Source organism: Azospirillum humicireducens, assembly GCF_001639105.2.
In the GTDB taxonomy this organism is placed as follows: domain Bacteria; phylum Pseudomonadota; class Alphaproteobacteria; order Azospirillales; family Azospirillaceae; genus Azospirillum; species Azospirillum humicireducens.
This window is the reverse complement of record NZ_CP015285.1, coordinates 1,820,303-1,843,741: the sequence shown is the minus strand read 5'-3', so window position 1 is coordinate 1,843,741 and position 23,439 is coordinate 1,820,303. Positions and strand designations below refer to the sequence as shown.

The following is a 23,439-nucleotide window of genomic DNA, read 5'->3' as shown; positions in this document are numbered from 1 at the left end:
GTCTGGCAAGTGTCTGCCGCATCGCAACAGCCCTCCGGGAGAAGGGCTGGGTTGCCGCCGCGGACTGTGGCATGATGACCAAAGCGGCAAATGCATTGCGTATAGGCAGAGGATCGGCTGTTGACGGCCGGTGGTGCCACCGGATTACTCTGTTGGTAGCGGTGGCACGGCTTTGGCATTGCCATACAGGTTTGACCTTATCCCGGATTTCCCCTCCTTGCCTTCGCACGCCGAGACCTTTCCCCCGGACGCTCCGCCGCCCCGCCTGGAGCTGCGCGGCATCACCAAGCGATTCCCCGGATGCCTCGCCAACGACCATGTCGATCTCGTCCTTCAGCCGGGCGAGATCCATGCGCTGCTGGGTGAGAACGGCGCCGGCAAGTCCACCCTGGTCAAGATGATCTACGGGGTGCTGCACCCCGATTCCGGAACCATGCTGTGGCAGGGGGTGGAGACCAGCGTCCCCGACCCGGCCGGCGCCCGGCGGCTGGGCATCGGCATGGTGTTCCAGCATTTCTCGCTGTTCGACACGCTGACGGTGACGGAGAACATCGCGCTCGGCCTGGACGATGCCGGCCGGATGGACGAACTGGCCGACCGCATCCGCAGCGTGTCCGAACGCTACGGCCTTGCGCTCGACCCCGAACGCCATGTCTTCCACCTGTCGGTCGGCGAGCGGCAGCGGGTGGAGATCGTGCGCTGCCTGCTGCAGGATCCGAAGCTGCTGATCATGGATGAACCGACCTCGGTCCTGACGCCGCAGGAGGCCGCCAAGCTGTTCGAGACGCTGCGCGTCCTGGCGGCGGAGGGCTGCACGATCCTCTACATCTCGCACAAGCTGGAGGAAATCCGCGCGCTGTGCAGCCGCGCCACCGTTCTGCGCGCCGGCAAGGTGGTTGGCGCTGCAGATCCGCGGCAGGAAACCGCGCGCAGCCTCGCCGAGATGATGATGGGGGCGGAGCTGTCCACCCCCGAACGGTCGCCGCAAGGTGCTGCCGGAGCCGCGCGCCTGTCGGTGCGCCACCTGTCCACCACCTCCGACAACCCCTTCGCCACCAACCTGAAGGACGTCAGTTTCGAGGTGCGGGCCGGCGAGATCCTGGGCATTGCCGGGGTGGCCGGCAACGGGCAGGCGGAGCTGATGGCCGCGCTCAGCGGTGAGATGCTGGTCGCCGACGCCGAATCCGTGGTGATCGAGGGCACGTCGGCCGGACATCTCGGGCCACGCGCGCGCCGCGCGCTCGGGCTCGCCTTCGTGCCGGAGGAGCGGCTGGGCCGCGGTGCCGTGCCGGAACTGAGTTTGTCGGAGAATGCGCTGCTGTCGGGCTATGCCCGCGAGCCGCTGGTACGGGGCGGCATGGTCCATTTCGGCCGGGCGCGGGCCTATGCCGAGACGATCATCCGCGGCTTCAATGTGGTTGCCCACGGCCACCGGGCGGAGGCGCGGTCCCTGTCGGGCGGCAATCTGCAGAAATTCATCATCGGCCGCGAGATCCTGCAGAAGCCCAAGCTGCTGGTGGTCGGCCAGCCGACCTGGGGCGTCGATGCCGGCGCCGCGGCGGCGATCCACAAGGCGCTGATCGGGCTGGCGCGCTCGGGCGCCGCGGTTCTGGTGATCAGCCAGGATCTGGACGAGCTGTTCGTGCTGAGCGACCGGATTTCCGTGCTGTTCCATGGCCGCCTGTCCGACAGCCGGCCGACGCACGAGACGACGGTGGAACGCATCGGCCTGCTGATGGGCGGGCTGTTCGGCACGCCGCCGGACGAAGACGGGGAGATCACGCGTGCGGTCTGATGGTTTCGCGATTGCCGGAGACGCCGCATGAGCCTCATCCGTTTGGAACCCCGCGGGCAGGCGTCGAAGACCATGGTCTATGCCACGCCGCTGCTGGCGGTGGCGCTGACCCTGCTCAGCGGCTTCGTCCTGTTCCTGGCGATGGGATTCGATCCCGTCAAGGCGCTCCATGCCTTTTTCATCGCGCCGCTGACCTCGGTGCGCGGGCTGGGAGAATTGGTGGTGAAGGCCACCCCGCTGGTTCTCTGCGCCGTCGGTCTCGCCATCGGTTTCCGCGCCAATGTCTGGAACATCGGCGCCGAAGGGCAGCTGACTCTGGGCGCCATCACCGGCGGCGGGCTGGCGCTGGCCTTCTATGGCGAGGGCGGCTGGTGGCTGCTGCCGCTGATGGTGATCGGCGGGGCGGTCGGCGGTGCGGTCTGGGCTGCGGTTCCGGCCTTCCTGCGGCTGCGCTTCAACGCCAGCGAGATCCTGACCAGCCTGATGCTGAACTATGTGGCCCTGCTGCTGCTGAACTATCTGGTCCATGGCCCCTACCGCGACCCCGACGGCTTCGCCTTCCCGGAGTCCCGCCTGTTCGAGGCCGACGCCGTGCTGCCGATCCTGTGGGCGGGCACCCGCGTCCATCTGGGCGCGCTGTTCGCCTTGCTGGCGGTCGCGGGCGGCTGGCTGCTGATCGCGCGGACCTTCATCGGTTTCCAGATCAAGGTGATCGGCCTGACCCCGGCCGCCGCCGGCTATGCCGGTTTCGACCAGAAGCGGATCGTCTGGCTGGCTCTGCTGCTGTCGGGCGCGCTGGCCGGCATCGCCGGCATGGGCGAGGTCGCCGGCCCGATCGGGCAGGTCACCGCCGGCATTTCGCCGGGCTACGGCTATACCGCCATCATCGTCGCCTTCCTGGGGCGCCTGCATCCGGTCGGCATCCTGCTGGCGGCGCTGCTGATGGCGTTGTCCTTCATCGGCGGCGAGGCGGCGCAGATCGCCATGGGCCTGCCCAAGGCCATCACCGGAGTGTTCCAGGGCATGCTTTTGTTCTTCCTGCTGGCGAGCGACGTGCTGATCCGCTACCGGGTCCGCTTCGGGGCGCGGAGGGCCGTGGCATGAACGACTTCGCCCTGATCGGCCCGATCCTGGCCGCCATGTTCGCCGCGGCGACGCCGCTGCTGTTCGCGGCTTTGGGCGAACTGGTGGTCGAGAAGTCCGGCGTTCTCAATCTGGGGGTCGAAGGCATGATGCTGGTGGGCGCCGTCTGCGGCTTCGCCGTGACGATCCAGACCGGCAGCGCCGTCACCGGCTTTCTCGTCGCGGCGCTGGCCGGTGCCGCCACCGCCTCGCTGTTCGCCGTGCTGACCCTGTTCCTGCTGGCCAACCAGGTGGCGACCGGTCTTGCGCTCACCCTGTTCGGCGTCGGCCTGTCGGCGCTGATCGGGCAGGGCTTCGTCGGCATTCCACTGGAGGGTCTGCCCAAGCTGTACATCCCCGGCCTGACCGACCTGCCGGTGGTTGGACAGGCGCTGTTCGGCCAGGACATCATGGTCTATCTGGCGATCGCCGCTGTGCCGCTGGTCCACCTGTTCCTTTACCGCACCCGCGCCGGTCTGGTGCTGCGCGCGGTGGGGGAGAACCACACGGCCGCCCACGCCCTGGGCTACAAGGTGCTGCGCATCCGCTTCCTCGCCGTGCTGTTCGGCGGCGCCATGGCCGGGCTTGGCGGCGCCTTCCTGTCGATGGACTACACGCCGATGTGGGCGGAGAACATGACGTCGGGCCGCGGCTGGATCGCGCTGGCGCTGGTGGTCTTCGCCACCTGGAAGCCGGTGCGCGCCATGCTGGGCGCCTGGCTGTTCGGCGGCGTCACCATCCTGCAACTGCACGTTCAGGGGCTGGGCATCGACGTGCCCTCGCAGCTCTTGTCGATGCTGCCGTATCTGGCTACCGTTCTGGTCCTGGTGCTGATTTCGCGGGACATCGCCCGCATCCGCCTGAACGCGCCGGCCTGTCTGGGAAAACTGTTTCATCCCGATGCTTGACGCGTCGTTTTGAAATCGAAACAAAGCCCATATCGCTGAGATATCAAGAACAAGGAGCTTCGACGTGAACAGAAGGACGATGGGCAAGGCGGTGCTGGGTCTGGCCGGCGCCGCCATCGCGCTGAGCGTGGGCATGGGCGCGGGGATTGGCTCGGCCCTGGCGCAGGACAAGCTGAAGGTGGGCTTCGTCTATGTCGGCCCGGTCAGCGACCACGGCTACAGCTACCAGCACGACCAGGGCCGTCTGGCCGTGGAGAAGGCGCTGGGCGACAAAGTCACCACCACCTTCGTCGAGAATGTGCCGGAAGGCGCCGACGCCGAGCGCGTGATCGAGCAGCTGGCCGCCAGCGGCCACAAGCTGATCTTCACCACCTCCTTCGGCTTCATGAACCCGACGCTGAAGGTGGCCAAGCGCTACCCCGACGTGAAGTTCGAGCACGCCACCGGCTACAAGCGCGCCGAGAACGTCGCGACCTACTCCGGCCGCTTCTATGAAGGCCGTACGGTCATCGGCGCCATCGCCGGCAAGATGACCAAGTCGAACATCATCGGTTATGTCGGTTCCTATCCGATTCCCGAGGTGGTCGGCGGCATCAACGCCTTCACCATCGCGCTGCGCGAGCAGAACCCGAAGGCCGAGGTCCGCGTGGTCTGGGTCAACAGCTGGTACGATCCCGGCAAGGAGGCCGAGGCGGCCAAGGCGCTGATCGACCAGGGCGCCGACGTCATCGTCCAGCACACCGACAGTCCGGCCCCGATCCAGACCGCGCAGGAGCGTGGGCTGTGGTCGGTCGGCCAGTCGTCCGACATGACCCGCTTCGGTCCGAAGTCGCACCTGACCGCGATCGTCGAGGACTGGAACGGCTACTATGTCCAGCGCGTCAAGGCGGTGCTGGACGGCAGCTGGAAGCCGATCGACACCTGGGGCGGCATCGGCACCGGCATGGTCGAACTGGCCCCCTACAACCCGGCCATCCCGGCCGACGTCGTGAAGATGGCCGACCAGCTCAAGGCCGACATCGTGTCGGGCAAGCGCCACTCCTTCCAGGGCCCGGTCAAGGACCAGGCCGGCAAGGTCGTGATCCCGGAAGGCAAGACCGCCACCGACGAGCAGATCCTGAAGATGGACTGGTATGTCGAGGGCGTGCAGGGCAAGGTTCCGAAGTAAGCACTGCGATGCGCGGGCGGCGGACCGGGGGCGGGTGCCTCCGGCCTGCCGCCGGCGCGTTTCGGCGATGCCCCTTACAGATACTCGCCCAGCAGCCGCAGGAACGGGCGTGCTTCCTGCAGGACCAGGGTGGTCTGGTGGAACAGATCCTCGGGCGCGGCGTGGTGTTCCAGCCTGATTTCCGAGAACAGGATGATCTTCTGCCCGCCCTGGACGATGAAGCGGACGGTGGGCAGTCCCTCGATCCCGCGCAGGACCGCCAGCAGGGCGCGGCGGCGCTCCGGCGCCTGGGCGGTGTAGGGCACATGGCCGACATCGGCCCAGATCTGGCAGATCGACCCGCCGCCGTCCTCCTCGCTCTCATGCCGGACGGCGACGTTGAAGGGCAGGCCGTCGGCCATGAAGGTCAGCTTGCAGGGGCGCGGCGGCTTGGCGATCCCCAGCACGCCTTCCGACGTCATCTCGATGGAACCGGGGCTGATCGGGAGGGCGCCGTCGGGCACCTCGGCCAGCGATTGAATGGTTTTCAGATCGGGAACGGACAAGGCGGCATGCTCGGCTTCAGGGGCGATTGGGACGACAGCATGGGCTCCGCCAGCTAAAATTCTGTAAAGGCTCGGAGCGCGCGTCTAGAATGGCTGTTCGCTGTGGTCTGAAAATACGAAGAAAGCAGGCGATGTCCGCCATCGATACCGTCGTCGTCCCCATCCACCGTGCCGGCTGGCCCTTCATCGCCGGTTTCGCCGTGGTCTCCCTGGTTCTCGGTCTCGCCGTCTGGGCGCCGCTCGGCTGGATCGGGCTGGTTCTCACGCTCTGGTGCGCCTATTTCTTCCGCGATCCCGACCGGGTGACGCCGACCCGGCCCGGCTTGCTGGTCAGCCCGGCCGACGGGCGCGTGACCATGATCGTCCGGGCCGTGCCGCCCAAGGAACTGGGCATGGGCGACAAGCCGCTGACCCGGATCAGCGTCTTCCTCAACGTCTTCAACGTCCACGTCAACCGCGTGCCGGCCGACGGCACCATCGTGGCGGCCGAATACCACAAGGGCACCTTCGTCAACGCCGCGCTCGACAAGGCAAGCGACGAGAACGAGCGGATGGCCTTCCGCCATCGCCTGCCCGACGGGCGCGAGATCGCCTATGTCCAGATCGCCGGGCTGGTGGCACGCCGCATCCTGTGGTGGGTCAAGGCGGGGCAGGAGGTGAAGGCGGGCGAGCGGTTCGGCCTGATCCGATTCGGCAGCCGCACCGACATCTACCTGCCGGACGGCGTCGCCCCGCTGGTCTGCGTCGGCCAGACCGCCATCGGCGGCGAGACGATCCTGGCCGACCTGGACGGGACGGAAGCGCAACGGCAGGGGGATGTGCGTCGATGAAACGGCCGCCCGTCTTCCGCCAGCAGATCTTCCGCCCGAACCGGGCGCGCCGCCCCGGCCGGCCGCATCCGCGGCTGAAGGGCCTGTCGATCAACCACCTGCTGCCGAACGTGCTGACGGTGCTGGCGCTCTGCTCCGGCCTGACCGCGATCCGATTCGCCATGCAGGGGCGGTGGGAGCCGGCGGTCATCGCCATCGTCATCGCCGCCATCCTGGACGCGCTCGACGGCCGGATCGCCCGCCTGCTGAACGGCCAGAGCAAGTTCGGCGAGGAGTTGGACAGCCTGTCCGACGCCATCAGCTTCGGCGTCGCGCCCGCCTTCATGATGTATCTGTGGGGGCTGAACGGCGCGGGCAGCCTGGGCTGGATCGCCTCCATGGCCTATGCCGTGTGCTGCGCGCTGCGTCTCGCGCGATTCAATTCGCGACTCGGCGTGGTCGATCTGCCGCCCTGGGCCTACAACTACTTCACCGGGGTTCCGGCTCCGGCCGGTGCCGGTCTCGTCTTGCTGCCGATGATCCTGGGGTTCGAGATCGGCCCCGAGTTCCTCGGCCATCCGGCGGTGATCGTGCCCTGGACCCTGCTGATCGGCGGGTTGATGGTCAGCACCCTGCCGACCTTCTCCTTCAAGGGTGCCCGCGTGCCGGCGCAATGGGTGGTTCCGGCGCTGGCCGGCGTCGGCCTGCTTGCGGCGATGCTGGTCAGCCAGCCCTGGTGGACTCTGTCCATCCTTGGATTGGCCTATCTGTCGATGCTGCCCTTCTCCGTCCTCCAGTTCCGCAAGCTGCAGAGTGCCGCGGAACTGATGCGAACGGAGATCACGGAACCGGGGGCGGACGCGGGGGCCGAACCCGCAGCGGGCGCGCAGCCGTCGGAGGACGTCGCAGCGCCTGGAGAAGAGCCGCGGAAGCCGGTCTGACCGGTCTTCCGCCTGCACCGATTGCTGCCGCTATTCCGCCGCCACCAGTTCCGCAGCCGATGCGGTGGCTGCAAGCTCCGCAACCGTGACCCGCGCCACCATCGGGATCTGTCCCAGGCAACGGCCGATATGGTCGGTCTCCGCCTGGGGCAGGTCGCCCACCTCCATGGCGATGGCGAGCGTATCGTCGGTCAGGCGGCTGTGCAGGGCCAGCGGGACCAATCCGCGCTTTGCAACGAATTCCAGAATGCGGGGCAGGGTGCCGGGATCGGCATCGGCGACAAGGGTAAAGGCGACCCGGCGGCCGGGCGCAGTGTCGCGCGCATCCGGCGCGGATGCAGGGGGGGGCTTCACAGTGTGGGACATGGCGTGATCGGGCCTTCAGACGGTTCTGCGGAATGGACGAGCGAAATCCCCGGCTCTCAAAGGAGAACCGGGCCGCTAATTCGCAGAATGCCGTCGAAGCGATGCGTGATCATGAGTTCAGCCTAAGCTGCCGCAGCCGCTCCGTCAACAGGGGTCGATCTGCCGGAAGCCCGCGGGTGTCGCGTTCGGGGGAGCATCGGAGGAGCCGAATTCCCCCTTGGTGGTGGTGAAATGTCACGTTCGAGCCGGACAGGAACAATGTCCACGGCCGCCCGTTCCGGTCCCGCTTGTCCGTCACGAAAGCGTCACCAGAAGGGAGAAGGCCATGCTCGGCACGATTCTGCTCATCATCCTGATTCTGTTGCTTCTCGGTGCCGTCCCGGCCTGGCCGCACAGCCGCGGCTGGGGTTATGGTCCCAGCGGCATCCTCGGCGTGCTGCTGATCGTCCTGATCGTTCTGCTGCTGATGGGCCGGATCTGATCCGCAGCCTATCGGGCAGTCTGTCGGTTCGATGCAGGGCGGGGCCGGCGGACGGCGAACATCAGCCAGCCGACCGGCCCCAGCATCAGCACCATCACCAGCCAGCCGGCGCGCGGGCCGAAGGGGCAGCGCGATCCGGCAGGCGGACGCCATCCGCCCCCGCGGCGCGACAGCGCCACATGAAGCAGCGGCAGCCCATAGAAGGCGAACAGGACCAGCCATGGAATGGCGGCCCAGAGACCGGTGGCGGAGGGTTCGGCGTTCATCGCTCCAGAATAGCATCGAAGCCGGAGCATTTGCGACCGATCGTCACGGCATAGTACGGCCGCATGCAGTCTCGGTTGCGTCGCACACAGGGCAGCGAGGTTGAAGGCGGGCGCGGCTTTCGGCTAGGGTCGTCGGCGAACTCGTCCGAAAGGCCCGGTCATGGCACTGGAAATCGAGCGACGATTCCTGGTCCGCAAGGACGTCCGGCATCTCTGCCGGGATGGCGTGCGAATCGTCCAGGGATATCTGCCGTCCGACGGCATCAGCACGGTCCGCGTCCGCATCGCCGACGACCGTGCGACACTCACCATCAAATCCTTGAAACAGGGAGCCTGCCGCGAGGAAGTGGAACATCCCCTGTCGCTGGAGTTCGCCCGCTGCCTGATGCTCCATGGCTGTGGGGCGCGGGTGATCCACAAGACGCGCTACCGTCATTGCCAGGATGGCCTGTGCTGGGAAATCGACGTCTTCCATGGTGAGAACAGCGGTCTGATCATCGCAGAGGTCGAACTGGAAGACCCTGAGCAGACCGTTCCGCTGCCTGACTGGATCGGGGCGGAGATCACCACGCTTCGAGCCTACGGCAACTCATCCCTGTCCCGCGCGCCCATCCAACGCTGGCCGTCGCCGGCGGCCGCCTAGCGGATATGTGCCGTTTCGGCTGCCGGCTCCCCTCGCCACCGAATTGGCGGGAGGAACCGGAGAAACCGCATCGAGCCTCAGTCCCTGTAAAAGCTATGCCGTCCGTACCTTGTCGAGGAAGCCCTGCACCTCGCCGCGCAGGCGGTCGGCCTGGGCGGTCAGCGTGCGGCTGGCATTCAGAACCGCGTCCGCGGCGCCGCCGGTCTTGGTGGCGGCGGTGGTCACCTCGGCGATGTTGCGCATCACCTGCTGGGTGCCTTCGGCCGCCTGCTGGACATTCTGGGCGATCTCGCGGGTGGCGCTGCCCTGTTGTTCCATCTCATGGGCGATGTCGGTGACGGTGCCGCTGATGGCGGTCACCGCGTCGGAGATGGTCCGGATGGCCTCCACGGCGCTGGAGGTGGCGGTCTGCATTTCCGCGACCTGGGCGGAGATTTCCTCCGTCGCCTTGGCGGTCTGGCCAGCGAGATTCTTCACCTCGGTCGCCACCACGGCGAAGCCCTTGCCGGCCTCTCCGGCGCGGGCCGCCTCGATGGTCGCGTTGAGCGCCAGCAGGTTGGTCTGCTCGGCGATCTCGCCGATCAGCCCGACCACCTGACCGATCCGCTCGGCGGCAAGCGACAGGCCTTCGACGATGCTGTTGGTCTGCACCGCCTTGTCGGCGGCGCCGGATGCGGTGGCGGAACTGGCGTTCAACTGGCGGGAAATCTCGGCGATGGAGGCGGACAGATGCTCCGCGGCCGCGGCGACGGTCTGGACATTCGCCGTCGCCTGTTGCGAGGCGGTGGCGACGGCGGTGGATTTGGCGGTTGTCAGCGCCGCATCGGACGACATTTCCTGCGCGTCGCGACCCAGCGATCCAGCCGATTCGGTCAGCGACATCACCACGCCGGACACCGCCTGCTCGAAGCCGTTGGCGAACTCGTTCATGGTGCGGCGGCGGTCGGCATCGATCTGGATGCGCATCTCCTCGCGTTCGCGCTCCATCCGCTGCATCTCCAGGGCGTTGTCCTTGAAGATGGTCATGGCATCGGCCATGTGGCGCATCTCGTCCTTGCGGTCGCCGCCGGGAATTTCGACCGTCAGGTCGCCTTCGGCCAGCCGGCCCATGGCACCGGTCATGGCGTGCAACGGGTGGGTGATCGCACGGTCGATGATCCAGGCCATGAGCGCGCCCAGCAGCAGGGCGACCGCCGCACCGACGGCGATCACCATGCCGGCGCTGGCGCGGCCAGCCTCGCGGTCCTCCCGCTGGAGGGTGACCAGCCGGCCGACCTGTCCGCTGACCGCGGCGGACGCTTGGGCCATGGAGGCCGACGCCTGATGCTGTTTGGCGGCGGCGGCCGATAGCGCTGCGAATTCCGAATCGAAAGCGCGGGCGGCGTCGGTGATGGCGGCGATCAGTGCGCGTCCGTCCTGGTCGACCAGCACGGCCCCAGCCTGTCCGGCAATGTCGAGGATCTCCTTGACCGCAGCGGCGACCGCCGCTTTCGCGCCGGACGTGGCGTCCGGCGTGCCGGACAGCAGAAAGTCGCGCTGGCCCAGCATCGCAGCCTGGGCTCCTTGCACCAGGCGCATGGCCAGACCGCGCAGCATCACCGCCTCGTTCACCTCGCTCTGGGCGAATTTGGAGGCTTCGCGCAACGCTTCGGTCACGATGGCCTGGTTCTGCTGAAGCTCCACGGCCCGTTCCTGCACACCGCGCGCGGCCTCATCCAGTCCGGCGGCCACACCGGCATCAACCAGCGCCGCGGCTCCCTTGCCGCGGACGGCCTTCACCGCGTCGCGGTAGGCGCGGGTGTCCTCGGCGATCCGTGCGGCCAGCGCCTCGTCGTTGGTCCCGACAAGGTCCTTGGCGACGGTGTCGGTGGTCTGCACCAGTTCGTCCAGCGCCTCCACGATCTGGGCGGCCAGCGCCTCCTCGGGGCTGCGCCGCAGTTCGCTCTGCCGGCGGCGGACCTCCAGAACCCGTTCGATCACGCGGTTGGCGCGCTCGGCGGTGTCCATGGCATGGCGCAGTTCGGCATCGGCGTCGCGCTTGCTGGCCATGTTCAGGTCATAGCGCTCCGACTGCTGGGCGCCGATCTTCTCCGCGATCTCGCGCAGGGCGCGCGCGCGCGTCTCCATGCTGGCGGTGCGGGCGTGCGCCTCGGCGTCCTGGGCGACGAAATTGGTGAAGGCGGCGCGATAGCCGTCGATGCCGGACCGCACCTCGTCCAGCAGGCGCCGGCCCTCTCCCTCGGCGAGCGCGGCGCGGGTCTGCTGCGCTTCGGCCTGCAGGGCATCCAGCATGCCCGGAACGTTGGCTGCGGCCTTGGCGTCGCGTTCGGTCACGAATCGCGCCTCTTCCAGCCGCACCGACTTCAGCCGCGTGTCGAGATCGGCGGTGTGGGCCGCCAGATCGACACGCTCGGCATAGGTGCTGAGGCTGTTCCAGCCGACGAACGCCACGCCAACCGTCAGAAGCAGCACGGTGGCGAAGCCGAGCGCGATCCGCGTTCCGATCGTCATGAATGGTGGACTCCCAGCTGGCGCCGCCTTTCCGGAGACGCTTCTCTCCCGATCATTGTCCGATTGAACCACAGGTCGGTTAACGCCCGGTTTGATTCAGGTCAGGAAACCGTTTTATTTCAGAAGCGGTCGGGCATCCAGGGCGCCGGGCACCAAAATATGCGCTGCAGCCTGTTGATCATCTTTTCTTCACCAAGAAGCAAACCCGCTCGCCACAATGCGCGAGCGCTTGCATGTCCGGTGAACAGACTGGCGAAGGTGCCGATCTCCATACTGGCTGGCGCTTCAACAACTTGCTCGATTTTGGACGCATTTCCCCTGGATCGGGCAACCTCGAGATGGTATCGCCCGCAATTGCCGTAAATTAAGGAATCTTTTATCTCAAAAGTAGCCGATTCAGTGAGACCTGCCGGATACCCGCGTCTTTCCAACGTCGCCACAACGTCCAGCGGGCGGACCAGCCATTCTTCCCGTGCGTCCAGCCGCAAGCCGTCGCCAGCGATGAGCGCCAGAGGGTCCTCCGGTCCGCCGGACCAGGTCACCCGCTCCACCTGGGCGCGAAAGCCCGCCAGCAAGCTCATCGCCCCGCCCAGCGTTGCGCCGGCGGGCAGGCAGTGGTCGGCGACCGCAAGCCGCCGATCCCGTGGCGGCAGGATGGCGATGTATCCGCCATCGTCGCGGAAAAGGTCGGCCGGTTCGCCGTCCGGACAGAGGGCAAGCGTCCACAGCGCCTCCGTCCGGTCCGGCAACCCGTTCCCGTCGGCCAGCAATGGACGGCGGAGCAGCGCCAGCGGGGCGGCGTCGAGCGGATCCGCCGGCCGGAGGACCGAAGCGATTGACGGCGGCTTGGCGAAGGCGATGGGCGGTGCGCTCCACTGGCAGGTGACGCCGCCGCACCCGTACCCCAGTCCGCGATAGAAGGGCAGGGTGGCGGGGCAGAGGACCGACAGGACGGCTCCGGCGGCACGGGCCTCCATCAGCAGAGACCGCATCATCGCCTTGCCATGGCCGGCGCCTCGCCGGGTCGGATCGACCGCCACCATGGCGACCGCCTGCACCGGAACCGGCCGCCCGCCGAACCATTGCTCCATCATCCAATGCGCGGCACAGGCCACCGGACTGGTGCCGGCGCCTTGCGGACGTCTCAGCACGCGGATGCTGTCGGGGCCGAACAGGGCCGCATAACGGTCGAACAGATCGCGCGACAGCCCGAAGCCAAGTCGGGCCAGCCGGGCGACCGCCCCCAGCTCCTCCGGGCGTGCCGGGCCGTAGTCAGGCGATGCTGGCGGGATGGGAATGGCTGTCCTCCACCGGTTCGGCCTCATGCGGCGGGACCGGACCATAGCACAAGGGTCTCGTCCTCATATGGGCGTGCGTGCCGTCGCGGCCAGCCGCGCCGCAGCCCATCCCGCCGCTTCGCGCACCACGTCGCTGTCGTCCTGGCGCAGCCTTTCCGCGACCGCAATCAGGGCCGGATCGCCACTGTTGCCGATGGCGACCAGCACGTTGCGGACGAAGCGGTCACGCCCGATGCGCTTGATCGGGGAGCCGCTGAACACCTGCCGGAAGCCGGCATCGTCCAGCTGGGCCAGATCAGCCAGCCGCGGCGCCGTCAGTTCGGCACGCGGCAGGAAGGCCGGCTCGGCCGTCGCGCGGGCGAACTTGTTCCAAGGGCAGGCGGCGAGGCAATCGTCGCAGCCATAGATGCGGTTGCCCATCAGCGGCTTGAGCTCGTCGGGGATCGGCCCCTTGTGTTCGATGGTCAGGTAGCTGATGCAGCGCCGGGCGTCGATCTGGTAGGGCGCCGGGAAGGCCTCGGTCGGGCAGGCGACCTGACAGCGGTCGCAGGAGCCGCAGCGGTCGCGCGCCGGCGGGTCGGGCGGCAGCTCCAGCGTCGTGTAGATCTCACCCAGGAACAGCCAGGAGCCATGGTCGCGCGATACCAGATTGGTGTGCTTGCCCTGCCATCCCAACCCGGCCTGCGCCGCCAGCGGCTTTTCCATCACCGGTGCGGTGTCGACGAACACCTTCACCCCGGCCTTTGTCTGGTGGGCCAGCCATTGCGCCAGGGTCTTCAGCCGTCCCTTGATCAGGTCATGGTAGTCGCGGTTGCGGGCATAGACGGAGACGATGCCGCGGTCGGGATGCTCCGCCAGCCGGCGCGGGTCGTCGTGGGGGGCGTAGCTGGTGCCGAGCGCGATGACGGTGCGCGCCTCGTCCCATAGGGATTGCGGATGGCTGCGCTGGTCGCTGCGCTCGGCCATCCATCCCATGTCGCCGTGCCGGCCCTCGGCGACGAAGCGGGCGAGCCGTTCGCGGGCCTCCGGCCCCAGCGCGGCGGGGGCGAAACCGACCGCGTCGAAGCCGATCCTCAGCGCGCGGTCGCGGATTGCCTCCCGCAGGCGCGACGGGTCGGATTGGACGGTGGCGGGTTTAGCCGCGGCCACGGTAGGTCGGAACGTCCTGCGACGGAATCCAGACGCCCTTCGGCGGCTCTCCGGTCTGGAAGAAGACGTCGATGGGGATGCCGCCGCGCGGATACCAATAGCCGCCGATGCGCAGCCAGACCGGCGACAACTCGTCCACCAGCCGCTTGCCGATGCCGACGGTGCAGGCCTCGTGGAAGGCGCCGTGGTTGCGGAAGCTGGTCAGGAACAGCTTCAGCGACTTCGATTCGACCAGCCAGTCGCCCGGCACATAGTCGATGACCAGATGGGCGAAGTCCGGCTGGCCGGTGATCGGGCAGAGCGAGGTGAATTCCGGCGCGGTGAAGCGCACGCAGTAGGGATCGCCGGGGTTCGGGTTCGGCACCCGCTCCAGCACCGCTTCTTCCGGAGTCTTGGGCTGGACGGTGGAGCCGCCGAGCTGGGTCAGGCCGGCATAGATGTTTTCAGTCATCGGTCTTGTCCTCCGCCACCCGGTCCTTCTTCGGCGGGCGGCCCTGCTTCGGCGGTTTGCCGGGCTTGGCAATGGGGTCCACGGTCGCTTCGATGTCGCCCTCGTTCAGGCGGGCCTCCATCGCGCCGGCCACCTCCTCGAAATTGCCGTCGGCGATGGCCTGCCGCATCGTTCGCATCAGGTCCTGGTAGTAATGCAGATTGTGCCAGGTCAACAGCATCGGCCCCAGCATCTCGTCCGCCTTGAACAGATGATGCAGATAGCCCCGGCTGTAGCTGCGGCAAGCGGGGCAGCCGCATTCGGAATCGAGCGGGCGCTCGTCATGGGCATGGCGGGCGTTGCGGATGTTGATGGTGCCGCGGCGGACGAAGGCCTGTCCGGTGCGGCCCGAGCGGGTCGGCATCACGCAGTCGAACATGTCGACGCCGCGCCGCACCGCGCCGATCAGGTCGCTCGGCCGGCCGACGCCCATCAGGTAGCGCGGGCGGTCCTTGACCATCAGCGGCTCGGTGAAGTCCAGCACGCGGAACATGGTTTCCTGACCCTCGCCGACCGCCAGCCCGCCGATGGCGTAGCCGTCGAAGCCGATGTCGGTCAGGGCGGCGACGCTCTCCGCCCGCTGTTCCGGATAGATGCCGCCCTGGACGATGCCGAACAGGCCGTAGCCGGGCCGCTCGACGAAGGCGTCCTTGCTGCGCCGGGCCCAGCGCATCGACAGGCGCATGGAGGATTCCGCCTGCGCCTCGGTCGCCGGGAAGGGCGTGCACTCGTCCAGGCACATGGTGATGTTGCTGTCCAGCATGTGCTGGATCTGGATCGAGCGTTCCGGCGTCAGGTGGTGCCGGCTGCCGTCCAGGTGCGATTTGAAGGTGACGCCTTCCTCCGACATGGTGCGCAGGTCGGACAGGCTCATCACCTGGAATCCGCCGCTGTCGGTCAGGATCGGCTTGTCCCAGTTCATGAAGCGGTGGAGCCCGCCCAACTGGGCCACCCGCTCCGCCGTCGGGCGCAGCATCAGGTGGTAGGTGTTGCCCAGCAGGATCTCCGCACCGGTCGAGGCCACCGCGTCGGTGGTCATCGCCTTCACCGTCGCCGCGGTGCCGACCGGCATGAAGGCCGGCGTCTCGATGGTGCCGTGGGCGGTGGTCACGCGGCCGCGCCGCGCCCGCCCGTCGGTCGCCAGAAGGTCAAAGCCGATGCCGGTCATGATGGGTCCGTCCTGTGCAGCAGCGAGGCGTCGCCGTAGCTGAAGAAGCGATAGTTGCGGTCGATGGCGTGCCCATAGGCCGCCCGCATGCGGTCATAGCCGGCGAAGGCGCAGACCAGCATGAACAGGGTCGATTTCGGCAGGTGGAAGTTGGTCCACAAGAGATCGACGATGCGGAAGCGGTAACCGGGAGTGATGAAGATGTCGGTGTCGCCGCTGAAGGGAACCAGCGTCCCGTCCGGCTGCCCCGCCGTCTCCAGGATGCGCAGCGCGGTGGTGCCGACCGAGACGATCCGGCCGCCGGCCTTGCGCGTCTCGTTCACCGCCGCGGCGGTCTCCGGGCAGATCTCTCCCCATTCGCTGTGCATCTTGTGGTCGGCGATATCGTCGACCTTCACCGGCAGGAAGGTGCCGGCGCCGACATGCAGCGTCACCGGCACCCGCCGCACCCCGCGCGCATCGAGCGCTGCCAGCAGGTCGGGCGTGAAGTGCAGCCCGGCGGTGGGGGCGGCGACGGCGCCTTCGCGGGCGGCGAAGACGGTCTGGTAATCGGCGTTGTCGCCCTCATCCGCCTTGCGGCGGATGTAGGGCGGCAGCGGCATCCGGCCATGGCGGTGCAGCGCCTCCATCAGCTCCGCCCCACTGGCGGAGAAGCGCAGCCGCACCTCCATCCCGTCCTTGGCGATCACCTCGGCGCTGAAACCGTCTGCGATGTCGATGGTGTCGCCGGGCTTCAACCGCTTGCCCGGCTTGGAGAAGGTCGCCCATTCCCGCTCGCCCAGCCGCTTGTGCAGCGTGATTTCCACCGCCACCTCGCCGCGCCGGCCGTCGAGCCGGGCGGGGATGACGCGGGTGTCGTTGACGACCATCAGGTCGCCCGGCTGCAGCAGCGCCGGCAGGTCCCGCACGATCAAGTCGCGCAAGGTGGAACCCACCTCCAGCAGGCGGGCGGCGTCACGCGGCCGGACGGGATGCTCGGCGATCCGGTCGGGCGGCAGGTCGAAGTCGAAATCGGCGGTCTTCATGGGAGGCGCAAGCTATAGACCGAAGTGTGGGCGGATGGGAAGGGTTTGGGGAGGTTCCGCCTCATGCCCCCTCCCTAACCCTCCCCCGCTTTCAGCGGTGGAGGGAACTGCCGCCGCGTTCCCGTGAGGCACCCTCTCCCGCGAAGCGGGGGAGGGTCGGGGAGGGGGCACCCGCAGCGACAAACCCCCTCACTCCGCCTGCGGCAACCCCTGCGCCGCCAGCGCCGCGCTCTGCCGCGCCGTCAGCGCATCGACGTCGAAGTCGCGGATCAGCCCCTGGAACATCTGGTACCAGTTCAGTTCCGCCTTCAGATGCAGGAAGACCGAGCCAAGGCCCACCGCGGCGCGGTCCATGAAGACGAACTCGCGCGGGATCTCGACTCCGCCGACGCGGCGCAGCTCGGCATGGACCTTGGTGGCGGTCTCCCGGCCGTAATGGCCGCCGTTCGTCTCCTCGATCTTGCGCTGGCGGTCTTCCATGATCGGGGCATAGACGAAGCGCGCCCAGATGTTCAGCACGTCGACCAGCTCGTTCGACGGGTTGACGAAGCCCCAGGTGCGGTAGGCCTCCACCGCCTGCTCGCGGTTTTCGGTGCGCAGCGCGTTGTAGAGATCGATCACGCCCTTGACGAAGCTGGGCTTGAAGACGCGGATGCAGCCGAAATCCAGCAGGTTGATCGAGCGGTCGGGCCGGACCGTGTAGTTGCCCAGATGCGGATCCCCATGGATGACGCCGTAATTGTAGAAGGGCACATACCAGGCGCGGAACATGTTGATCGCCAGCTCGTCGCGCGCCTCTGGATGTTCGGCGACGAAGTCGAGGATCTTGCGGCCATGGACCCAGCCCATGGTCAGAAGCCGTTTGGTCGACAGCTCCGGCACCACGTCCGGCACATGGACGCCCTCTGTGTCGGACAGCATCGACCGGTAGAGGCGGGCCTGCTTCGCTTCGCGTTCGTAGTCCAGCTCCTCGCGCAGGCGGGCGCCGATCTCCGCCTGGATCTGGCGCGTGGAGATGGCGCTGTCCGTACGCTCGAAGATCGCGAAGATCAGGCCCAGCTGCCGAAGGTCGGCCTCCACCGCCGAAGCCATGTCGGGATATTGCAGCTTGCAGGCAAGCTCCCGCCCGTCCGGTCCGATGGCCTTGTGGACCTGACCCAGCGACGCGGCGGCGGCGGCTGTGCGCTCGAAGCTCTGGAACCGCGACTGCCAGTTGGGGCCGAGTTCGCTCGCCATCCGCCGCTTGACGAAGGGCCAGCCCATCGACGGCGCGTCGGCCTGAAGCTGCGTCAGTTCCTGGGTGTATTCCTTCGGCAGGGCGTCGGGGATGGTGGACAGGATCTGCGCCACCTTCATCAAAGGCCCTTTCAGCCCGCCGAGCGCCGCCCGCAGTTCCGCCGCATGGCGTTCCCGCTCGATGCGGATTCCCAGCACGCGCTCGCCCGCCAGCCGCGCGGCCAGCCCGCCAACGGCGGTGCCGACCCGCGCATACCGCGCGACCCGTCCGCCCCATGTGTTCTCATCGTGTTCCGGCATGCCCACAAGGTGGTGCGCCGGCGGCAAAAGGCCAGCCCTCCGCCGGTCGGAGACTGCCGGCCGATGCTCCCCGAATGATGCTGCGCCGCAATGTGCGATTTTCTTGACAGCCTTCGGAAAGAGGAGCAGGCTTCGTCTTACAGTAATCGACATCGAGGTGAAGTGAGCGAAGTTCGGAAACGCCTAACCGCACAAGCGGATGGCTTGGGCGGAGCAGTAAAAACCGATACCAGGGAGGGTGAGTAAGATCATGACTCCACCGGCGCTTACGTGATCATGCCGATTTGGTCGGCCAAGACAACTGAGATTTCAGTTCCGAATTCATTCGCCTGACTGGCGCCATCATGCGGGCCGTAGATGCCCGATGCGAAAACCCTCGCTCCACATCGGAGCGAGGGTTTTTGTTTGGCCCGGCAACCGGCGCAGATGTGACCTGCGGGGCGTCGGCGGCAGGATCGGGGCCAGGGGAATCGCATTTGAGAAAAGAGGGTAGCGCGGCGAGCTGAAATGGATTCAGTAGGGAGGCTCTGTTGGTCAGAGAAGGAGCCCCCGATGTCGTGGTACGCCAAGGTGTTTGCCGCTTTACCGGACCCTCGCACGGGGAATGCCAAGCGGCACGACCTCCTGGAGGTTCTCACGATCGCGCTGACGGCGTCGATCTGCGGGGCTGAGAGCTGTTCGGACTTTGCCGATTTTGCGGTGGACCGGGAGGCTTTGTTCCGGGACTTCCTGCGTCTGGAGAACGGGATTCCGAGCCACGACACATTCTCGCGGATCTTCCGGCTTCTCGATCCGGCCGCCTTTGCGGCGTGCTTCGGGCGGTTTCTGGACGAGTTGGGGACGGCAGGCGCGGGCGTGCTCGCCATCGACGGCAAGACGCTACGCCGCTCCTTCGACGACGCGGCGCGCGCCAACCCGCTGGCAGTGGTCACGGCGTTCGCCTCGGCCACGCGCGTGGTGGTGGGCCAGCAGAGCTTCCGGGTGGCCGAGGGCGACAGCGAGATCGTGGCGGCGCGGGCCTTGCTGGGATGCATGGACCTGACGGGATGGCTGGTGACCGCCGACGCCATCCATTGCCAAATGGACACCGCGCGCATCATTCGCGACCAAGGGGGCGACTACCTTCTGCGGCTCAAGGCCAACCACCCCGCCCTGCATGGCATGGTGGTGGACTATTTCGCCGATCCGCTGACGCTGGCCGAATTGAATACGTACGAAACCACCGATGCCGATCACGGCCGTATCGAGACCCGCCGGGCTTGGGTCAGCCATGACCTGAGTTGGCTGCGCGGTCCCAAGTCGGCTTGCTCGGAACCGGCTCTGCTCCCCGACATGGCCTGCCTGGGCATGATCGAGGCCGCCGTCGAACGCAATGGCAAAACCACCGTCACCCGCCACTATCACCTCGCCTCGCGACCGCTTGGCGCCGAAGAGTACCTCAACGCCGCTCGGGCACACTGGTCGGTGGAGAACGGCCTCCACTGGGTTCTCGACGTTACCTTCGACGAGGACCGCGCCAGAAACCGCAAGGATCACGGCCCGGAAAACCTCGCTACCCTGCGCAAACTCGCCCTCAACGTCCTCAACCGCGCCCGCCCCGACGTCTCCGTCCGCCGCAAGCGCAAACGCTCAGGATGGTCCGACGACTTCGCCAGATCCATCCTTGGGCAAATGCGATAACCCTGGGATCGGGGCCGAGAGGGGTTCCCGCGGGACCGCGATCCGGGTTACACTCCGCTCTTTAGGCGCAGCGGGGACGGTACGTGGATCTACAGGTGCAAAGCGAACGGCAGAACGACACCGGACGGTTGCGTTCGTCGGCGCTGGCGCGCCCGGTCTTCGCCGCTCTGGACCTTGGCACCAACAATTGCCGGCTGCTGATCGCCAAATCCGCACCGGGCGGTTTTCGCGTCATCGACGCCTTTTCCCGCATCGTCCGGCTGGGCGAGGGGTTGACCCGCAACGACCATCTGTCGGAGCCGGCGATGGAACGCACCATTGCGGCTCTGCGGGTCTGCGGCTCCAAGATCGAACGGCGCGGGGTGACATCCGTGCGCGCCGTGGGGACGGAGGCCTGCCGCCGCGCCGCCAACGGCACCGCCTTCGTCGAGGCGGTGGAGCGCGAGACCGGCATTGCGCTGGAGATCATCTCCAGCCAGGAGGAAGGGCGGCTGGCGCTTGCCGGCTGCGCCGCCCTGCTGGAGCCGACGCACCCCTATGCCATCGTGTTCGACATCGGCGGCGGCTCTACCGAGTTGATGTGGCTGGCGGTGGAGAAGGGGCGGGTGCCGCGCCTGCTGGACCAGACCTCCATCCGCTGCGGCGTGATCGGCCTGACCGAGGAATATGGCGGCCCCAACGTCACCCGCGCCAACTATGACCGGATGGTGGAGGCCGTGGCCGACGCCATCGCCCCGTTCGAGGCGCGCAACCGTATTCAGGAGAGCATCGCTGCCGGCAAGGTGCAGATGCTGGGCACCTCCGGCACGGTGACGACGCTGGCCGGCGTGCATCTTGGCCTCTGCCGCTACGACCGCCGGGCGGTGGACGGCAGCTATCTGCGCGTGGACCATGCCCGCACGGTGATCGACCATCTGGTCTCCCAGGATTTCGACGGCCGCGCCCGCCATCCCTGCATCGGGCAGGACCGCGCCGATCTGGTGGTCGCCGGCTGCGCCGTCCTGGACGCGCTGTGCGATGTCTGGCCGGTGGAACGGCTGCGGATCGCCGACCGCGGCCTGCGCGAAGGGATTCTGGTGGACCTGATGGGGGCCGCCGGCGAGTGACCGGATTTGGCCGGCGAGCGGCCGGACTTATATAGGCGGGGCAGGGGAGACGGTTCCCCGCCCGTGCCGGATGACCGAGGAACTGCAGCGATCATGACCGAAAAGACTCCGTCGACGCGCCCGGGCGGGCGCCGTGCCACGGTCCGTGTGAAGACCGCCGGCAAGCGCACGGAATCCTCCAAGCGCTGGCTGGAGCGCCACCTGAACGACCCCTATGTGGCCGAGGCGACCAAGCGCGGCTACCGTTCGCGCGCCGCCTTCAAGCTGCTGCAGCTGGACGAGAAGTTCCGCCTGCTCGGCCCCGGCAAGCGCGTGGTCGATCTCGGCGCCGCCCCCGGCGGCTGGACGCAGATCGCTGTGGAGAAGGTGCAGACCGCCAAGGACGGCTGGAAGGTCGTCGGGCTCGACATCCTTCCGATGGACCCGGTCCCCGGCGCCACCACCATGCAGGCCGACTTCCTTGAGGAGGGGGCCGCTGAGGCGTTGAAGGAAGCGCTGGGCGGCCCGGCCGATCTGGTGCTGAGCGATATGGCCGCGCCCACCACCGGCCACCAGCAGACCGACCATCTGCGCATCATGGGGCTGGCCGAGGCCGCCTACGACTTCGCCGAGGAGGTGCTCGCTCCCGGCGGCGCCTTCGTCGCCAAGCTGTTCCAGGGCGGGGCGGAGCGTTCGCTGCTCGACCGGCTGCGGCGCGACTTCGCCGTGGTCAAGCACGCCAAGCCGCCGGCCAGCCGTGCGGAGTCGTCGGAGACCTACGTCGTCGCCACCGGCTTCCGCGGCGGCAACGTGAACGACTGACTACGACTCTTTTCGCACTTGCATAACAGATGCTGTGTGCGCACGGGTTCACAAGCCCATGGTCTTGTGTATAAGTGCGCCACGTTTATCTTCCGGGAGATTAGACACATGGCGCGCGACACCAAAATCCGCGAGGCCCTGACATTCGACGACGTGCTGCTGGTTCCGGCCGAGAGCTCGGTCCTGCCGAACGACGTGGACACCCGGACAAGATTGACGAAGACCATCGAACTGGGCATCCCCCTGATGTCCTCAGCGATGGATACGGTGACCGAGAGTCGGCTTGCCATCGCCATGGCCCAGGCCGGCGGCATCGGCGTCGTCCACCGCAACCTGACCATCGAGCAGCAGGCCGAAGAGGTCCGCAAGGTCAAGCGGTTCGAATCGGGCATGGTCGTCAACCCGATCACCATCACGCCGAACGCCACCCTGGCCGACGCGCTGCAGCTGATGGCCGACTACCGCATCTCCGGCATCCCGGTGGTCGAGAGCCGCGACCAGCTCGGCAGCGGCAAGCTGGTCGGCATGCTGACCAACCGCGATGTCCGCTTCGCGACCGATCCCAAGCAGCCGGTCAGCGAACTGATGACCAAGGAGCTGGTGACCGTCCGCGAGGGCGTCAGCCAGGAGGAAGGCAAGCGCCTGCTCCACCAGCACCGCATCGAGAAGCTGCTGGTCGTCGACGAGGATTACCGCTGCATCGGCCTCGTCACCGTCAAGGACATCGAGAAGGCGCAGGCCTATCCGAACGCCTGCAAGGACAGCAAGGGCCGCCTGCGCGTCGCCGCCGCCACCGGCACCGGCAATGACGGTCTGGCCCGTGCCGAGGCCCTGTTCGATGCCGGCGTCGACGTGCTGGTGGTCGACACCGCGCACGGCCACTCCGCCAAGGTGCTGGAGCAGGTCCGCGCCGCCCGCGCCATGTCCGGCTATACCCAGGTGATCGCCGGCAACGTCGCCACTGCCGAGGCGGCCAGGGCGCTGATCGACGCCGGTGCGGACGCCGTCAAGGTCGGCATCGGTCCGGGCTCCATCTGCACCACCCGCATCATCGCCGGGGTTGGCGTGCCGCAGTTGACCGCGGTGATGGATGTGGTGGAGGAGTGCGAGAAGCACGGCATTCCGGTGATCGCCGACGGCGGCATCAAGTATTCGGGCGATCTGGCCAAGGCCATTGCCGGCGGTGCCAGCGTCGCCATGCTGGGCAGCCTGTTTGCCGGCACCGACGAGAGCCCGGGCGAGGTCATCCTGTTCCAGGGCCGTTCCTACAAGAGCTATCGCGGCATGGGCTCGGTCGGCGCCATGGCGCGCGGCTCGGCGGATCGTTACTTCCAGCAGGAGGTTTCCACCATGAAGCTGGTGCCGGAAGGCGTCGAGGGCCGCGTCCCCTACAAGGGGCCGGTGTCGGCGGTCATCCACCAGCTGGTCGGCGGCCTGCGCGCGGCCATGGGCTACACCGGCAGCGCCTCCATCGCCGAGATGCGCGAGAAGTGCCAGTTCGTCCGCATTACCAACGCGGGCTTGCGCGAAAGCCACGTCCACGACATCACCATCACCAACGAATCGCCGAACTACCGGCAGGGCTGAGGTGAGGTTGGGGGTAGGCGTCGGCTGACGAATGCCCCCCTCCC

Annotated in this window: 22 protein-coding genes; 12 read left to right on the top strand and 10 right to left on the bottom strand. The window is 67.6% G+C overall.

Annotated elements, in window-relative coordinates:
- The first annotated feature begins 217 nt into the window (after positions 1 to 217).
- The 4 genes from A6A40_RS08475 to A6A40_RS08460 all read left to right on the top strand — a co-directional run bounded on the left by A6A40_RS08475 (position 218) and on the right by A6A40_RS08460 (position 4,993).
- Positions 218 to 1,795 carry an ABC transporter ATP-binding protein gene (locus A6A40_RS08475; protein ID WP_063635014.1) on the top strand — a complete coding sequence of 526 codons (1,578 nt, stop codon included), beginning with the start codon at positions 218 to 220 and terminating at the stop codon, positions 1,793 to 1,795.
- A 27-nt stretch (positions 1,796 to 1,822) separates the two neighbouring features.
- Positions 1,823 to 2,899, top strand: a complete 1,077-nt coding sequence (locus A6A40_RS08470; RefSeq protein ID WP_063635013.1) for an ABC transporter permease — start codon at positions 1,823 to 1,825, stop codon at positions 2,897 to 2,899.
- Positions 2,896 to 3,825 carry an ABC transporter permease gene (locus A6A40_RS08465; RefSeq protein ID WP_063635012.1) on the top strand — a complete coding sequence of 310 codons (930 nt, stop codon included), beginning with the start codon at positions 2,896 to 2,898 and terminating at the stop codon, positions 3,823 to 3,825. Before A6A40_RS08470 ends, A6A40_RS08465 begins: the two co-directional genes overlap by 4 nt.
- Before the next feature lie 79 nt (positions 3,826 to 3,904).
- Entirely contained in the window at positions 3,905 to 4,993 is a 1,089-nt protein-coding gene (locus A6A40_RS08460; RefSeq protein ID WP_063635011.1) for a BMP family ABC transporter substrate-binding protein, read from the top strand.
- Between the two features lie 74 nt (positions 4,994 to 5,067).
- On the opposite strand, the gene A6A40_RS08455 is transcribed toward A6A40_RS08460, so the two are convergent.
- Positions 5,068 to 5,538 carry a hypothetical protein gene (locus A6A40_RS08455; protein ID WP_063635010.1) on the bottom strand — a complete coding sequence of 157 codons (471 nt, stop codon included), beginning with the start codon at positions 5,536 to 5,538 and terminating at the stop codon, positions 5,068 to 5,070.
- 131 nt (positions 5,539 to 5,669) lie between these two features.
- Here A6A40_RS08455 and A6A40_RS08450 point away from each other — a divergent pair, with 131 nt between their 5' ends.
- A complete protein-coding gene (locus tag A6A40_RS08450) occupies positions 5,670 to 6,368 on the top strand; it encodes a phosphatidylserine decarboxylase (RefSeq protein ID WP_063635009.1) in 699 nt (232 codons plus the stop codon).
- Positions 6,365 to 7,288 carry a CDP-alcohol phosphatidyltransferase family protein gene (locus A6A40_RS08445; RefSeq protein WP_063635008.1) on the top strand — a complete coding sequence of 308 codons (924 nt, stop codon included), beginning with the start codon at positions 6,365 to 6,367 and terminating at the stop codon, positions 7,286 to 7,288. The genes A6A40_RS08450 and A6A40_RS08445 overlap by 4 nt, the downstream gene beginning before the upstream one ends.
- Before the next feature lie 30 nt (positions 7,289 to 7,318).
- On the opposite strand, the gene A6A40_RS08440 is transcribed toward A6A40_RS08445, so the two are convergent.
- Complete coding sequence (locus tag A6A40_RS08440; RefSeq protein WP_063635007.1) at positions 7,319 to 7,654, bottom strand: hypothetical protein; 336 nt, start codon at positions 7,652 to 7,654, stop codon at positions 7,319 to 7,321.
- A 325-nt stretch (positions 7,655 to 7,979) separates the two neighbouring features.
- Between A6A40_RS08440 and A6A40_RS08435 the strand changes: the two genes are divergently transcribed.
- Positions 7,980 to 8,135 (top strand): DUF3309 family protein, encoded by a 156-nt coding sequence (locus A6A40_RS08435; RefSeq protein ID WP_082860756.1) that lies wholly within the window; start codon positions 7,980 to 7,982, stop codon positions 8,133 to 8,135.
- An 8-nt stretch (positions 8,136 to 8,143) separates the two neighbouring features.
- Here A6A40_RS08435 and A6A40_RS08430 read toward each other — a convergent pair whose 3' ends face one another.
- Positions 8,144 to 8,401 carry a hypothetical protein gene (locus tag A6A40_RS08430; RefSeq protein ID WP_063635006.1) on the bottom strand — a complete coding sequence of 86 codons (258 nt, stop codon included), beginning with the start codon at positions 8,399 to 8,401 and terminating at the stop codon, positions 8,144 to 8,146.
- 160 nt (positions 8,402 to 8,561) lie between these two features.
- Here A6A40_RS08430 and A6A40_RS08425 point away from each other — a divergent pair, with 160 nt between their 5' ends.
- On the top strand, positions 8,562 to 9,044 hold the full coding sequence (locus A6A40_RS08425) for a CYTH domain-containing protein (RefSeq protein WP_063635005.1): 483 nt from the start codon (positions 8,562 to 8,564) through the stop codon (positions 9,042 to 9,044).
- A 93-nt stretch (positions 9,045 to 9,137) separates the two neighbouring features.
- On the opposite strand, the gene A6A40_RS08420 is transcribed toward A6A40_RS08425, so the two are convergent.
- The 7 genes from A6A40_RS08420 to A6A40_RS08390 all read right to left on the bottom strand — a co-directional run bounded on the left by A6A40_RS08420 (position 9,138) and on the right by A6A40_RS08390 (position 18,221).
- On the bottom strand, positions 9,138 to 11,555 hold the full coding sequence (locus A6A40_RS08420; protein ID WP_063635004.1) for a methyl-accepting chemotaxis protein: 2,418 nt from the start codon (positions 11,553 to 11,555) through the stop codon (positions 9,138 to 9,140).
- Between the two features lie 119 nt (positions 11,556 to 11,674).
- Positions 11,675 to 12,880, bottom strand: coding sequence for a GNAT family N-acetyltransferase (locus tag A6A40_RS08415; protein ID WP_082860865.1), 1,206 nt, complete (start codon positions 12,878 to 12,880; stop codon positions 11,675 to 11,677).
- 36 nt (positions 12,881 to 12,916) lie between these two features.
- Positions 12,917 to 14,002 carry a tRNA epoxyqueuosine(34) reductase QueG gene (gene queG, locus A6A40_RS08410; protein ID WP_063635003.1) on the bottom strand — a complete coding sequence of 362 codons (1,086 nt, stop codon included), beginning with the start codon at positions 14,000 to 14,002 and terminating at the stop codon, positions 12,917 to 12,919.
- Positions 13,989 to 14,453: a preQ(1) synthase gene (gene queF / locus A6A40_RS08405; RefSeq protein ID WP_063635002.1), complete on the bottom strand. Its 465-nt coding sequence runs from the start codon at positions 14,451 to 14,453 to the stop codon at positions 13,989 to 13,991. Before queF ends, queG begins: the two co-directional genes overlap by 14 nt.
- On the bottom strand, positions 14,446 to 15,660 hold the full coding sequence (tgt, locus tag A6A40_RS08400) for a tRNA guanosine(34) transglycosylase Tgt (RefSeq protein ID WP_063635001.1): 1,215 nt from the start codon (positions 15,658 to 15,660) through the stop codon (positions 14,446 to 14,448). The genes queF and tgt overlap by 8 nt, the downstream gene beginning before the upstream one ends.
- Positions 15,657 to 16,685, bottom strand: a complete 1,029-nt coding sequence (gene queA, locus A6A40_RS08395; RefSeq protein WP_063635000.1) for a tRNA preQ1(34) S-adenosylmethionine ribosyltransferase-isomerase QueA — start codon at positions 16,683 to 16,685, stop codon at positions 15,657 to 15,659. Before queA ends, tgt begins: the two co-directional genes overlap by 4 nt.
- 189 nt (positions 16,686 to 16,874) lie before the next feature.
- Positions 16,875 to 18,221, bottom strand: coding sequence for an ABC1 kinase family protein (locus A6A40_RS08390; RefSeq protein WP_063636179.1), 1,347 nt, complete (start codon positions 18,219 to 18,221; stop codon positions 16,875 to 16,877).
- 552 nt (positions 18,222 to 18,773) lie between these two features.
- On the opposite strand from A6A40_RS08390, the gene A6A40_RS08385 reads away from it, so the two are divergent.
- The 4 genes from A6A40_RS08385 (at position 18,774) to guaB (ending at position 23,395) form a co-directional block, all read left to right on the top strand.
- Positions 18,774 to 19,901: an ISAs1 family transposase gene (locus tag A6A40_RS08385; protein ID WP_063634705.1), complete on the top strand. Its 1,128-nt coding sequence runs from the start codon at positions 18,774 to 18,776 to the stop codon at positions 19,899 to 19,901.
- A 95-nt stretch (positions 19,902 to 19,996) separates the two neighbouring features.
- Entirely contained in the window at positions 19,997 to 21,007 is a 1,011-nt protein-coding gene (locus A6A40_RS08380) for a Ppx/GppA phosphatase family protein (RefSeq protein ID WP_236783612.1), read from the top strand.
- A 93-nt stretch (positions 21,008 to 21,100) separates the two neighbouring features.
- Entirely contained in the window at positions 21,101 to 21,808 is a 708-nt protein-coding gene (locus tag A6A40_RS08375; RefSeq protein ID WP_063634998.1) for an RlmE family RNA methyltransferase, read from the top strand.
- A 108-nt stretch (positions 21,809 to 21,916) separates the two neighbouring features.
- The gene (guaB, locus tag A6A40_RS08370) at positions 21,917 to 23,395 is read left to right on the top strand and encodes an IMP dehydrogenase (protein WP_063634997.1); all 1,479 of its coding nucleotides are present in this window, start codon (positions 21,917 to 21,919) and stop codon (positions 23,393 to 23,395) included.
- The last annotated feature ends 44 nt before the right edge of the window (positions 23,396 to 23,439 follow it).